The organism is Nocardia albiluteola, assembly GCF_018860155.1.
Lineage (GTDB): Bacteria > Actinomycetota > Actinomycetes > Mycobacteriales > Mycobacteriaceae > Nocardia > Nocardia albiluteola.
The window spans coordinates 119,295-132,770 of the sequence record NZ_JAHKNI010000007.1; the positions used below are offsets into that span (position 1 = coordinate 119,295).

Sequence of the window (13,476 nt, forward strand, 5' to 3'; positions counted from 1 at the left end):
CCCGCGCTTCACGCCGGACTCACTCAGCCCGGCCGACCCGCTCATACTCGGCAGGCTCCAACTCCCCATCCCCACGCAGCGTGAACAACCGCACCCCCGGCCACGCCGCCATCACCTCCCGCGGCAGCGACGTCCGCAACACCTGCACAGGGCCACCCGCCCGCAACTCCTCGAGTTCCGCCTCCAAGCGTTTCACCTCGGGCCGGAAATCGTAGATCTGCCGGATATCGTTGCTGCACGCCTCCCGCGTCCGAGCGAGCTCCCCCTCCAAGCGCTCGATCAGCTGAGCACGTAGCCCGTCCGGCGCCTGGACACCCCCGCCGGCCGAACGCTTCGCCCGCAACATCACGCACCCCGCTTCGCGTGACGGGAGCGCCACGACGCCTCTGCGGCTCGCACCTTCGCCGAATTCTTCTCCGGCGCACCGACCTCCAGCTTCGCCAGCAGTAGCGACAGCGTTCGAGCATGCGCCCTGTGCTCGGCGATCCCTGGGTGAAGGCGCACCATCCCCGAGGATGACACCGACGTCTCGCCCTCCGCGGCGATCGCGGCCTGTAGCGACTCCATCCGGTCCCGCAAGGCTCGCACCGCCTCCAACAGTTCACGGCCGCGCGAATCAGGCTCGAGGCCAGCGTCGTCGAAGTCCTGCAACAGCGACTCGACCAGCAGATCACCCGCCGATTTCGCCGGTACAGCGGCCAATTTCCGGGCCATCAGGAGGCCTTTCTCGTCGTCGATTTCGGGTATTTTCCGGATGCAGGCAGCATTTTCAGCAGTGCCTCCCGGTGCCGCTGGTGTGCCCCGGGGGAGGGGTTCCCCTACCCCCCCTCAGCGGTCGGGATCGAACGTGCGGGCGTCCACGAACTTGGGCCGCTGCCATCCGGAGGGGCCACTGGTCTTCATGCGCTGGCGGAGCGTTTGGGCGTTGTATTGGATGGTCTGCCTGCTCTTCTCGGCTGCGTTGGCGCGTTTGAGGGCGGCGACGTAGAGCGGTGCCCGACGGCGTAGCTCGGCCTCGATGTGCGCGTTTGCCGTGATGCCGCGGGACTGGAGGTATGGCTGCAACTCTTCGAGCAAGGTGCCGAGTTGGGAGGGGTTGGCGTCGGCGATGGTCTGGGTCAACACGGGGGTGAGGGCGTCGATGCCGTTCTTGCCGTCGAGGATCCTGCGGGTGCGTTCCCAGTATCGCGACATGCGGGATTCCTCGGCGGCGTCGCCGGGGATGATGAGCTTCTGGCGTTCGTATTCGGCGTCGGCGTTGGCGGTGTCGCGGAGTGCGGTTGCTTCGTCGAGGGCGCTGTCGATGGCCTTGTCTGCGTCGCTGCCGGTGAATCGGTCGATCGCGGCGTGCATGCCCTCGGCGGTGTAATGCGTGGGGTCGATGGTCGCCAGGAACTTGCCAAATTGGTCGGCGACGCGTTCGAGGGTGTCGTGTGCGCGGGCGGTGACCGTGCCGTCGGCCACGCGGGGGGCGTAGCTGTACGGGACTGGCAGTGTGTCGGGCTGCGGCTCGGCCTGCAGCGGCGGCAGATCGACCGACAGCGGTTCCCGGGTGTAGTTGGCGAGCTGCGTCATGGGGTTACGCCTTTCTTCTATGTCACGTGACAGCTGTGGGTTAGGGCATGGCGGCCATGAGGCCGATCGCGTCCTTCTGGGCTTGGCGCTCAACGAGGTCCGCGAGGTCGGAGACGCTGGCGACGCGGGCGTTGATGGTGGGCGCGAATGTGCGGCCCGCGCCGGCGCTTTGAGGTGCCGCGGCGGGGCTGAGGCTGGAGGAGTCGATCCGGTTCGGCGACCACGCCGAGTTGTTGATCGATTCCAGGAGCGGGAGCGCCGAGTCGAATGTCTCGGTCTGCTTTGGGGACAGGACGCGTTCCGGCTTGAGCGTCTGCTTCAGCATCAGACCGATGCCCGAGGCGATCCCGCCGTCGTCGTAGCCGTGGCCGTGCCCCCATTCGGTCGACAGGTCGTTGCCGTAGTTCGCGCGGTAATACCGCAGTGCCGCGGCCATATTCGCGGCAGGATCGTTGATGTCGTTCGGCAGCGACGGGTCGCGCCACGTCGCGAACGTCGACGGGATAGTCTGCAGAAGCCCCTGCGACGGGTGCCCGGCCTGGGCATTGCTGTCCCAGAGGTTCACCGCGGTCGGGTTGCCACCGGACTCCGTGTTGACTTGGGCCAGCATCGTGTTCACGTTGGCGTCGGTTGGCGCGAATCCTTCTTTGGCGAGGATCTGCGCTGCCAGGCCGCGCCACTGCTCGGCACCGCCGGAAGCGTTCCAGATGCTCGTGGCCTGTCCGGTCTTGTCCTGTCCGATTGAGCCTGTCGTGGTGGACAGGGTGGACAGGTCCGGTGTGACGACGCTCGGGAGGTTCCGAGGCGTGTAAGTGTAGGTGCCGGACAGTTGCGGGTTCTGCTGGTTCAGCCATTGGCCGGCGGTATTGATGTCGGTGGCATAGGTGCCCTGATCGGACAGGATCGACTGACCGAGACCGAGGGAGGACAGGAAACCTTGCGCGAGGATCCCGGCAGCGCTCGAGGCGATCCCCGGCAGCGTGTATTTCTCCGGCAGGCCCTTCTTCGTGGCGGACTGCAAGGTGTTCTGCGACTGCAGGTACTTGTAGTCCGCGGCCTGCTTGTCCTGGGCCGTCGAGGACGGGTTGGCGTAGACGGCGTTTCGCTCGGTGTTGGCCTGGTCGACTGCGGCACGGTCCTGGAGGGTCGTGAGTTGGTCGTCGGTCATCGGTGCTGGCGCGGGCGCCTGCGGGTTGATGACCGACGGCGGGGCGGTCCCGATCTGCGGCGCGGACTGCGGCGCGGCGGACGGTCCGAGCTGTCCGATCGAGGCGGGCAGCTGGGGAGACAGGGACAGCGCGGCCGGGTCGATCGACTCACTGTTGAGTCCGTCGAACAACCCCATGCCGTACTTGCGGACTGCGTCGGCCTTGATCACGTATTCACCGGTGGACAGGCGGGTGACGATGCTGTCCGAGGTGTCCGTGCCGGGTCCCCAGATCGGTCCGCCGTCCGAGTGACCGGTCAACAACTGTCCGAGCTTGTCCGGTGTGACCGGACCGGACGGGATCGGACCGGTTGGCGAGGGCACGTCCGGGTGGTACTTGTCGGGCAAACCCTGTCCGGCGGCGAACAACTGGACGAAACCGGGCACGGACTGCTCGGTGTCCAGAAGTCCTTGGATCTTCTTGGTGAGAGCGTCGACCGAGGTGTCAGCCTGGGAGGTATCCAGGGTGGCGGTCGCGTGGAAATCTTTGTCCAGCAACCCGTAATGCTGGAGGAGGGTATCGGCCTGCGTCTGGGTATACCCCATCTGCATAATCTGTTGCTCGGCAGAGCTTTTCGACGCGTCGGAGGATTTCTGCGCGTCCTGCTGCACCTGGTCGGCAGTTTCACCGGAGCGGCGCCCGTGGTCGATGACTGCGTTGGTCAAGTTTTCCCACGACGGGGCGAGGTTTTGATTGATCAGGTTGTACAAATTCTGACCGGCCTGGGAAGTGGTGTCGATTTTCCCGGACGCGTCGATCACCGCGCCGCCCGCGGACTGCGCGCTGGTACCCAACGTGGTCAGGGCAGCGTTCATCTTTTCCTGCGCAGCCTCGACGGTCAGGTTGCCTTGCCGCTGCCGCTCCAACGCCTGTGTAGCGGCATCGATCTGTGTAGCGGCGTCCTTGTTTTTGTCGCCCAGTTCTTTGATGGCGTCGGTGACCGGTTGCACACTGGTGACGTCCAACGCCCACTCATCGCGCATGCCCTGCAGCTTGCTGGCGGCTTCCTTGCCGCCGTCGCCCATGCCGTTGAGGCGGGTGATCATCGCATCGAAATCAGCCTTGTGGCCCGTGATTTTGTCCGCAAGCTGGTCATTCGACAATCCGAGTTGATCGAACGCCGACTTGACGGCTTGGCTGTCGCGGCCGACCGAGTCGCGCAGGGCGGTGTTGTTCGCGACACCACCACCGATGCCGAACAGGCTGTTGCCGAGTTCGGCGACACCGCCGTAGACCTTGTCCCGGAATCCGGGCACGTCCGCGGCGTTCTGCACCAGCCCGTCCCGGAAGTTCTTGATGCCGGCGGCTTCCCGGTCCAGGACACCGGTATCGGTGATGCCGTGCGAGCTCTCCAAGGCCTTGTATAGGGAGTTGTTGTCCGCGACTGCCTGCAAGGCTTGGGTGCGGAACCGCTGGACAGCGTCAGCGCCTCTGTTCGCGCTGGCGGAGAAGTCGAGCACGACCGATCCCGCGGCGATCAGTCCCGCGGTCCATGGGGAACCGAGCAGTCCGAGCAGTTCCCCGCCCGCGGCCTTCCACTTGTTGAGGCCCGTCGCGCCTTCTCCGACCGCGCCGGCGCGTTTGGCGAGCAGGTCTACCGCGCCAGTGACGCCGTCGATGATGGGTTTCACCGACTTGAATGCGACGTACGCGGCGGCGGCGTCCTGGACTAGCTCGGGATGATCTTTCAGCAGGGATGCGGCGGCCTGGAGGAACGGCAACGCAATGTCCGACCACGTGCTGAATCCCCCGTACACGGCTTTGAGCAGGGCTGGCAGATCCTCGAGGACCGGTTCGAGCTTCTGCAGATCACCCCGGGCATTCGCGAAGAACGTGGACAGATCCGTCTGTCCCCGCGGCGATTTCAGGAAATCGGCCATGTGCTTGGTGACATTGTCCAGCGACTCGAGAGTCTGGCCGCCGTCTCCGGCCGCTCGGAAGATGGAGCCGATCGAGGATCCGACATGCTCGGCGACCTGCCCGAACTCCTTGAGGGAGGTGACGCCGTCGTCGATTTTCGCCTTCAGCGAGCCGTCCACGGCACCGCGCTGGATGAAGGCATCGAACTTGCTGGCGGCCTGGTCGATGCCGAGGCCGAGCCCGGGCAGCTCCGTGGATCCGACCGAAATCAGCTTCAACATCGAATCCGTCAGCGGAGCAGCGGCTTTCGAGGCATTCGCGATGCTGAGGCTCGTGTTGTCGAATGCCGTGTGAAGATCCAACTTCGCGGAGTCGGTCGTCAGTGCGGCCAACGTGCCCTTGAGTCCGGAGTTGACGGCGGTGTCGATGCCGACGATGCCCGCCTTCAGGTTCGGGAGCTGTACCGCGGCCATGTGGGTGAACGCCGGGCCGAGACCGGAAGTCAGCGCGTCCTGTCCCGCCTGCTGGGCGTCATGCCATGCCGGGCCCAGGCCGCGGATGTCGGCGACGAGTTCCTTGGCGTTCGGGGAGAGCTTGGCCAGCGCATCGGCGACCTTCGAGCCCCCACCAGTACCCGCCGCGGCGGTGGCCTGCGCTTTCGTCAGCTCTTGCTGTGCGACGGTCTGGGCGTGGATGGCCTGAACGACCGCGTCGGAGCCGGACACACCCTTGGCGTTCGCCGCGGCGGTGTCTTGCGCCTGATCGGCAAGCTTTTCGCCAGCTTCCTTCGAATGCTGGACGGCTTCCTGGTACTGGAGCAGTGCCCGCTTGCGGGTATCCGCGTCGGCAGTGGGGTCGAACTGCACCTTCTGCAGGGCCTTGGCCGCCTCGTCCACGTTCAGCGCTGCATCTTGGACGGCGAACTTCTGATCCTGCAACTGGTCGTTCATGTCGCGGATCGAGCGAGACGCTTCCTTGTATGCGTCGCCAAGCTTCTGATTCGCTTGCGCTGCACTGTATTCCGCGTTCGAGACGGCGTCGAGGGCGTCACGCTGCTTGGTGACCGACTCCGTCGAGTCGGCCGAAGCGCTGCTGATCGCCTTGAAAGCGGCTGGTACTCCGTGGATTCCAGCGGCGATAGATCCGATCGAGGCGAGCCCTGCGAATCCGCCGGCGGGCGCCAGCAAGGCAACCGACCGGGCAGCCTCGGCCGCTGCCTCACCGATTGAGGCGATCTCCGCGAGCACCCCTGCCGCGCCGACGATGCCGCCAACCCTCAGGTTGAGGGTGCCGGCGCTTTTGAGGTCGTCGGCGAGCTTGCCGAAATCACTGCTTGCCCGCCCGGTGCTGCTCTTGTCGAGTTGCGCTCGGAGGGTGACGCCCTTGGCGTCCTGCTCGGCGCGCCAGCGGTCGAGGGTCGCGTCCGCCTCGGAGGTTTGCGCCTTGATCAGCGCATCGACCTCGAGCTGCATCGCCTTCAGCTCGGAGCGAGACTTCTCGAGGAATCCGGTAAACGAGGGCTGAATGCGGATGCTCGAGGTTCCGACGCTGTAATTAGGCATTACGCGGCCTCCCCGATGCGGTGCACTGCGGCGGTATCGGCAGGGTCCGGATCGGGCGGGCGAGCCTGCGAAACCAATGCCTGAAAGTCCTGTTCGCTCAACGCGGCAATGAAACTGACAACACCGTCGACGAGTAGTTCCAACGGTGCGACTTGTGCAGTAGCCATGCTGATTCCCTTCCGCGGATACAGAAAAGGTCCGCGAGCGTCTTCCACACGCTCACGGACCTTTCTCTCTCTGCCCGAGATGGTGACTATGACGACCTCGTACCATGCATGGCTCCCCGTTTCGGCGAACCATCTCCGAGATTACTCCAGTGGGCACACAGCTATTTCGCCGAAGCGAAATCATGCAGGTCGCTGTCTCAATGCCTCCGCGTATTCCTCGACGATGCGGCGGGAGAACAACCACCGCCCACCGACGCGTACGCCGTCGAGGTCCGAGGCGAGTTGCTGCACACGCCTCGGAGTGCATCCGAGCACCCCCGCCGCGGTGGCGCTGTCGATGGGATCGGGGGTTGCGGGATCCTCGGGGTACTTCGCGGCGCCGGAGCGGATCTCGCGGTGCAGCCTGATGAACAGGTCCCGAATCGGCGCCGGGATTGGTTCACCGGTCCGCTGATGCACCACCTCCGCGACACAGCGATAGGCCGTCCGCACCTCGAGGTCGGAGATGTTCATGTGGTCGCTCCTCTGTTTTCCCAGGTGAGTCGTTCTGAGGGGGTGGAAGGGTGGAAGTGCTTTACACCCCTCTTTCCGCAGGTCGGGAGGGAGGAAGGAAGTTCCACCCTTCCACCCCCTTAGTCCGTTGGAACCAGTCGGTAGAGGGAGCCATCGAAGGTGATGACTCCGTCGCTTTGAAGCTCGGCAAGCTCGGCCTCGAAGCGATCGCGCAGCTTCGCCGCGAGGTTGATCCGGAGGTCTTTTCGAGTCGCTGAGCCACGTCGCTCGAGGCATCGGACGATGGACCCGTGAATCCGCTTACGGTCGTGGCTATCGGCCCGGTCGGTGAGGATGTCGGCCTCGTCGGCCTTCAGTTCTGCGCGTGCTCGACTCGCCTCCCGGACGCGCTCATTCAGGATTCGCGCCATTTTCGTGCGTACCCGATCCGACATATTCAGGATCGTTCCGGCGAGTTTCCAGTCGTCCATGGTGATCAGCGGCACGCCGCTATTGCAGCGACCATCGAGAATCATCAACGCGGCGGCCACCTTCAACTGCATCAAATTCCGGTGCGAATCCAGCGGGGAATTATCTGCGCCAGTAATCCGGCGATGCCGATCCAACCGGATCTTGTTCACCACGGCCGCCGGAACATTCAAGATGACGTCCTCGGCCTTGTATCCGGTGATCTGCACCGTGCGCGCCTCGATCACGGGTAGTTCGGCGGCACCGCTTCCGTCGTCGGTGACCAGTTCCGGCGGTGGCGCGTACGGGTCTTCGACCGGCATCCATAGGAATCGCTGCGGCAGGCCATCCTTAGCCGCGGACAGCAGCGATCCGGCGTTCTCTGGCTGTACTCCGACGATCACGCACAGCCGATACGAGTGCTCGGCTACCGCGGTGGTGGTGGCCTTGGCGGCGTTGTTGAATCCCAGTGCCTCACCACTGAAGACCTGGAGTAGTTGGCTCTCGAGGGTGGCACCCTGGCGAGCCATCAACGATTCAAGTGTGCGGATCTCGTTGATAGCCATCAGCGCTCGCGTGAGCCGTTCCCCGGTGCTCTCGTCTTCGCGAATGAACGTCTTGGCGAGTCCTTCGCCCGTTCCGGGATTCAATGGCATCACGGGGATGTCGTGGCCGGAGCTGTCGACGAACCGGACTACCTGCCGCGCTGCCCGGTCTGCGGCACCCTTGCCGAGGCCGGATTCTCCTGCCGCTGCACAGAACAGGTTCAGGGATGCGTAACCGGCGACGATCGCGGGAATCTTGACGTTGGGTTCCACACTCACCGCCGCCCGGCACAGGACGCATCCGAGGGTCGCCCACGGCGATGCTCCGAGGCTGCGCGCGGCGTCGCGGATGTGGGTGAGAATCGGTCGGCGTTCCCAGAACTCGGCGTGCGGGTCCGCGTCGACCGTCTGTTGCGGCTCGCTGAGCATGACCGGGACCAGGTCGGAGATCTCGAATCCAGCGGCAAGGTGATCGGCCATGTCCTTGCCGACCTTGGCCTCCGCCATCGACACCGATGCACAGATACCGCGCAGATGCTCGGCTACCGTGCGGGCTCGCTGCTGACCTTTGCCGCTGGCGTCCCGGTCCTGCACGATGACCACTGGGCGCCCGGTGAGTGGCGTCCAATCGGCCCGATCGGGCGGGGTGCTCGCGCCCTGCGCCTGCGTGACAGCATGCGCATCAACGGATTTCGCGGCCCGAACGTCGTGCTCGCCTTCAACCACATAGACGATCACGCTGGTGTCGTCGGGCAAGTTCTCGATGTTGAACAGAGCGCGACCCTGCTTGTTGCCCTTCTGGGCGAACTTCTTGCCGCTGCCACGCGGGTAGTAGCGCTCGACGATCCGGCCGTCGCTGTACGGATACTTGCTGTCGTCGAACAGGTCCCTAGGGCTGAGGCCGAGATCGGCGAGAACCTGCACCTTGTCGCCGTTGTGGACGTAGAGAATCACGCCGCCCTCGATGCGACGGAACGTCGTGCCGCGGTCCTGATTGCTGTGGCCGGGCGTGGATGCTGCACCGTGGTCCCCCCGATCGACCACGGTGCAGCCCTGCGCGTTGAGCGCGTCCACCAGGCGCTGATAGGCGTCGTTCAACTGCCCTCCTGCGTGATCTTGCGCCGACAGGTCGGACCCAAGTGCAGCGCAACGGATTTCGAGGCCACGAGCCACTGATTACAACGGCTGCAACGGATGGCCAGTCGGAATCCGCGCGCCTTGGCTTCGGCCAACACCTGAGCGTCGAGCCGGTCCTCTTCGCGTTCCGTGGGCCAGATGCGGCCCGAGGGCGCGCCCATCGCGGACACGCCCCCCAAGTCGTCTCGATCTCGATTTCGGCTCACTCACCACCCTCTTTCGGTAGCTCCGCGCCCAGCAGCGCGAGTACGGCAGCCTGTGCTTTCTCCCATCGCCGCGCGGCCCGCTTGATGATCAATGCGTGATCGCGCCAGGCATCCGCAATCGCCTGTGGCGCAACGTCTCCCGATGCGTCGGCGTTGAGATGAGGTATCGCCCACCAGTTCGTTGCCCGCAAGTCGCGCTCGGCCGCTGCCAGCGCCTCAAGAGCGGCCTGGAGTTCGGCCGGATGCCCAGCGAATCGGTTCTCCACGGTCGTCATGACTCACTGCCTTGCTCGTCGGAGAACTGCTCGAGGACCACATAGACGGCGCTCACTGGGCCACCGCCTCGACGATCCGGCCGCGGTCGATCAGCAGCGGTGCGGGGCTGTCGTCGAGCAGATCCGCCGCACGAACGCCCGCAACCAGGGCGGCCCGGACGAATTCCGAGACCGTCATGCGCGCACGGTGTTCGATCCGTGCGCGCCATGCCTGGGTGGTGATGCCGAGTTCGTTGGCGATGACATCGGCGGGCAGATGGTCGACGGCCGCCGCGAGCTGGTCTACGGCGCGGTCGGCGCGGGTGTCGTCCGCCTGGCACCCGATTCCGGGCGCGCACCGGAACAGCTGTGAGCCGTTCTCGTCGCGGTCACCGTTCGGCACCCAAGGACCGCGGGCATTTCCGCAGTGGACGCAGACCGGCAGGCTGCGGTGGTTACCGCGGGCCGGATGGGTAGGTATGGTGTTCATAGGGATTTCCTCTGCAAAATTGCTGGTAGGGGTTGTTCCGTAGGCCCGGATGGACGGCTGGACCCCGTCCTCCGGGTCGCCTGCATTTCGAATGGGCCGGTTCACGCGACTTCCGGGTTGCCACCCCGCCGCGACGCCGCCTCCTGCGCCTCGAGCCAGCGAGTCACTTCGGTACGCCTGTACACGACTTTCTTGGATCCCAAGACGAACGAAGCGGGGCCGGTGTGGGTGTGCCGCCAGTACCGAAGCGTTCCCGGCGCGATGCCCGTCAGCTCGGACACCTCCCGCGTGGTCATGTACTGGCGTATTTGCTGCGCGACGTCCTGATGCGTCCTGATGTCCGGCATCGAACCCTTCCCTTCGTTTAAGCGCTGAGGGCTTGGATTTCAAGCGCTTTGCCCGTTGGTAACGGTAGCTATGTTGTCTTGTTTGTGCAAGCTGTTGCAGCTTGGCAAATATGCCCAAGACGCTTAGAGTGCGTTGGCATGGCCGATGATGAAGAGCGCGACCTGTACAGAGCCGATGAAATCCGCGAGCACGCTGAGGCCTTGCAGCAGATCCGGGACCAGGAGATCGAGGAATACAGGCGGCAACTCGAGGCGGAGCACGAACCAGAGCTGCAACGTCACCGGGAGTCGATGCGTGAGGCTTTCGAGTGGTACGAACGGGCATTCGGTGATCGGACCCGGCAGTGGAGGAAAGCTCGGAACTGGTCGCAAGAAGACCTCGCGAACAGACTGACCGACCACGGTTTTGAGATGCACCAGACCACCGTTGCCAAGATCGAGCGAGGCACTCGACCCTTGCGGGTTGCGGAAGCTGTGGCTATCGCACAGATCTTTGGCGTGCCACCGCTGACCGTGTTCTACGGAGCCGGGCCGGAAGATGAACCCATGTCCGCATCGTCGATGCGCGAACTAATGGAGTCCTACGAAGAGTCCATCACCAGGGCTGAAGAGCAGCTTGAAGATGCAGCTAAGCAGGTGGCCTACTGGGCGCGGCAACGTGCCGTTGCGACGGACGCGCTGAATCGAGCCGCGCTGGAAGCGGACAGGACGCGAGAGCCGTGACCATCCGCCGCAACCGCCGATCCGGTGTAGAAGACCTCTGGTGGATGACCGTTCGCAACGAGGACGGCACCACCGAGAAGGTCCACACCAAGCTCAACGGTAAGGGAAAGCGTTGGCGTGCAAGGTATGTCGATGACGCGGGGGAGGAGCACACCCAGCGCTTCACGAAGAAGACCGAAGCGCAGGAATGGCTCGACGGGCAGACCGCTGCCCTAGTCGCCGGAACGCACGTCCCGCCGCGCGACGCCAAGATGACGGTAGGGCAATGGTGCGATGAATGGCTGAAAGGCTATGCGGTACATCGTGATTCGACGGTTCGGCAGGCCAAGACGCACATAGCGCAGATCAAGAACCAGTTCGAAGACATCCCGCTCTCGGCGGTGCGGCCGTCCCACGTGAAAGAGTGGATCGCGACTCTGAAGGCGCGCGGCCATGAACCGAGCTACGTGCACGCCCTGCACTCCAGGTTGTCGCAGATCTTCGGAGATGCGGTGCTCGATGGCGTTCTGGGGCGAAACCCGTGCTCCAAACGCACATCGCCGCCCGTGGGCAAGCAGAAACCATATTGCTGTACGACCGAGCAGGTATGGGCGATCTACGATGCGATGCCTGAGCATATGCGGGTGGCCGTGCTACTCGGTGCGTTCGCCGGCCTGCGGATTGCCGAGATTTCCGGCCTGCGGGTGGCTGACGTGGATTTCATCCGCGGCATCGTGCATCCAAAGCAGCAGTGGCCCGCTAAGCCGCTGAAGACGCCCGGGTCGGATGCTCCGGTGCCGATCCCGAACGAGCTGGCGTTGATGCTGTCGGCCGCGGTGAAGGAGCGACGCGGTGAACGGGTCGTGTGCGACGACGCCGGACACCCCGTACCGCCACTGCAACTCAATCGTGCCCTGATCGCCGTTCGCGGGAGTATCGCCGGGTTGCCGGAGAAGTTCGGATTCCAGGATCTCCGGCACTACCTCGCGTCCCTGCTGATCGCGAACGGCGCAAATATCAAAGTCGTGCAATCGCGGATGCGGCACGCCGACGCCAAGACGACGTTGGACGTGTACGGCCACCTCTGGCCGGAGACTGACGAGTCGACGCGCATGGTCATCGCCGCCGTGATCAAGGAGCGTATGGCCTCCTAGATGGTGCTGCGTACCTACTGCGTACCAGTGCCCCAGAATCGCAATAAATCACCAGGTAAGACGGCTCTGATCGAGTTCTACGACTACTACATCTACGGCACCGCCGCGGCCCTGGTGCTGAACAAACTGTTCTTCCCGGCGCTCTCGCCGGTGGCGGGCACCCTGGCCTCGCTGGCCACCTTCGCGATCGGATTCGTCGCCCGGCCCGTGGGAGCGATCATCTTCGGGCACTTCGGCGATCGCATCGGGCGCAAGGCGACCCTGGTGGTCTCGCTGCTGCTGATGGGCCTGTCCACCGCGTTCGTCGGCCTGCTGCCGAGCTATGCGAGCATCGGTGTGGCCGCGCCGATCCTGCTCGTCGTGCTGCGGGTGCTGCAGGGCATCGGCCTGGGCGGTGAATGGGGCGGCGCCGCACTGCTGTCCACCGAATACGCCCCGCGCGGGCGGCGCGGGCTCTACGCGGCCGCACCCCAGATGGGTTCTCCGATCGGCTTTTTCGCGGCCACCGCACTGTACTGGGCGCTGTCGGAATGGCTGCCCAAGGACGCCTTCGACGGCTGGGGCTGGCGGGTGCCGTTCCTGCTGTCGTTCGTGCTCGTGGCGGTCGGGCTGCGGATCCGGCTGCGGGTGGCCGAGACTCCGGCGTTCGCGAAGTTCCTGGCCACCGCGCACGCGGCGAAGGTGCCGACCGTGGAGGTGGTGCGGCGGTATCCGAAGCAGCTGCTGCTCGGGGCCGGCGCCATCGTGATTGTGTACGTGATGTTCTACACCGCGTCCACGTACTGCCTCACGTACACCACGAAAAACCTCGGTGTTCCCCGCAATACGGTGCTCGGCCTGAGCCTGATCGCGGTGACGGTGCTCGGCGTGTCGACCTACGTGGTGGCGCGCGGATCGGATGTGCTCGGACGCCGCCGCCTGATGCTGGCCGGGGCGGTCTTCAGCCTGGTGTGGAGCCTGGTGATGTTTCCGCTATTGAACACGAGGAACCCGATCCTGATCGCGGTGAGCCTGTCGGGCGCGCTGCTGTGCATGGGCATCGTGTGGGGCCCGCTGGGCGCGTTCCTGCCCGAGTTGTTCGGCACCGAGGTGCGCTATTCCGGCGCGGGCATCGCCTACAACCTCGGCGGCGTGCTGGGTGGCGGCGCGGCGCCGCTGATCGTGGCCCAGCTCGGCCAGACCCGCGGCACCACCGCGGTCGGGTTTTTCATGGCCGCCATGGCGGTGATATCGCTGGTGTCGATCCTCGCGCTGCCCGAGACGCGGCATCGGGAGCTGAGCGAGGTCTAGCCGGCGCGGCGCCGAAACC

Annotated in this window: 14 protein-coding genes; 3 read left to right on the forward strand and 11 right to left on the reverse strand. The window is 65.0% G+C overall.

The features are described from left to right. Positions 1-19 precede the first annotated feature (19 nt). The 11 genes from KO481_RS21425 to KO481_RS21470 all read right to left on the reverse strand — a co-directional run bounded on the left by KO481_RS21425 (position 20) and on the right by KO481_RS21470 (position 10,311). Positions 20-346, reverse strand: a complete 327-nt coding sequence (locus KO481_RS21425) for a hypothetical protein (protein WP_215919114.1) — start codon at positions 344-346, stop codon at positions 20-22. Further along, positions 346-714 carry a hypothetical protein gene (locus KO481_RS21430; RefSeq protein ID WP_215919115.1) on the reverse strand — a complete coding sequence of 123 codons (369 nt, stop codon included), beginning with the start codon at positions 712-714 and terminating at the stop codon, positions 346-348. The genes KO481_RS21425 and KO481_RS21430 overlap by 1 nt, the downstream gene beginning before the upstream one ends. Positions 715-828: 114 nt before the next feature. Next, a complete protein-coding gene (locus KO481_RS21435; protein WP_215919116.1) occupies positions 829-1,575 on the reverse strand; it encodes a hypothetical protein in 747 nt (248 codons plus the stop codon). A 40-nt stretch (positions 1,576-1,615) separates the two neighbouring features. Next, positions 1,616-6,115 (reverse strand): transglycosylase SLT domain-containing protein, encoded by a 4,500-nt coding sequence (locus KO481_RS43175; protein ID WP_245401281.1) that lies wholly within the window; start codon positions 6,113-6,115, stop codon positions 1,616-1,618. Between the two features lie 89 nt (positions 6,116-6,204). Then, positions 6,205-6,372, reverse strand: a complete 168-nt coding sequence (locus tag KO481_RS21445; RefSeq protein WP_215919117.1) for a hypothetical protein — start codon at positions 6,370-6,372, stop codon at positions 6,205-6,207. Positions 6,373-6,552: 180 nt separating this feature from the next. Continuing rightward, positions 6,553-6,885, reverse strand: coding sequence for a helix-turn-helix domain-containing protein (locus KO481_RS21450; protein ID WP_215919119.1), 333 nt, complete (start codon positions 6,883-6,885; stop codon positions 6,553-6,555). A 119-nt stretch (positions 6,886-7,004) separates the two neighbouring features. Continuing rightward, the gene (locus tag KO481_RS21455; protein ID WP_245401282.1) at positions 7,005-8,975 is read right to left on the reverse strand and encodes a hypothetical protein; all 1,971 of its coding nucleotides are present in this window, start codon (positions 8,973-8,975) and stop codon (positions 7,005-7,007) included. After that, on the reverse strand, positions 8,972-9,175 hold the full coding sequence (locus KO481_RS43985) for a DUF6011 domain-containing protein (protein ID WP_281066160.1): 204 nt from the start codon (positions 9,173-9,175) through the stop codon (positions 8,972-8,974). The genes KO481_RS21455 and KO481_RS43985 overlap by 4 nt, the downstream gene beginning before the upstream one ends. 41 nt (positions 9,176-9,216) lie before the next feature. Further along, complete coding sequence (locus KO481_RS21460) at positions 9,217-9,495, reverse strand: hypothetical protein (protein WP_215919121.1); 279 nt, start codon at positions 9,493-9,495, stop codon at positions 9,217-9,219. Positions 9,496-9,547: 52 nt separating this feature from the next. Next, a complete protein-coding gene (locus KO481_RS21465; RefSeq protein WP_215919123.1) occupies positions 9,548-9,964 on the reverse strand; it encodes a hypothetical protein in 417 nt (138 codons plus the stop codon). Positions 9,965-10,065: 101 nt separating this feature from the next. Next, positions 10,066-10,311, reverse strand: coding sequence for a helix-turn-helix transcriptional regulator (locus KO481_RS21470; protein WP_245401283.1), 246 nt, complete (start codon positions 10,309-10,311; stop codon positions 10,066-10,068). A 138-nt stretch (positions 10,312-10,449) separates the two neighbouring features. On the opposite strand from KO481_RS21470, the gene KO481_RS21475 reads away from it, so the two are divergent. Genes KO481_RS21475 through KO481_RS21485 form a run of 3 tightly spaced genes read left to right on the forward strand, consistent with a single transcriptional unit; the run spans position 10,450 to position 13,457 of the window. Further along, positions 10,450-11,034, forward strand: a complete 585-nt coding sequence (locus KO481_RS21475) for a helix-turn-helix domain-containing protein (RefSeq protein WP_215919125.1) — start codon at positions 10,450-10,452, stop codon at positions 11,032-11,034. Next, positions 11,031-12,167, forward strand: coding sequence for a tyrosine-type recombinase/integrase (locus KO481_RS21480; protein ID WP_215919126.1), 1,137 nt, complete (start codon positions 11,031-11,033; stop codon positions 12,165-12,167). The genes KO481_RS21475 and KO481_RS21480 overlap by 4 nt, the downstream gene beginning before the upstream one ends. After that, on the forward strand, positions 12,168-13,457 hold the full coding sequence (locus KO481_RS21485; RefSeq protein WP_215919127.1) for an MFS transporter: 1,290 nt from the start codon (positions 12,168-12,170) through the stop codon (positions 13,455-13,457). Positions 13,458-13,476 lie beyond the last annotated feature (19 nt).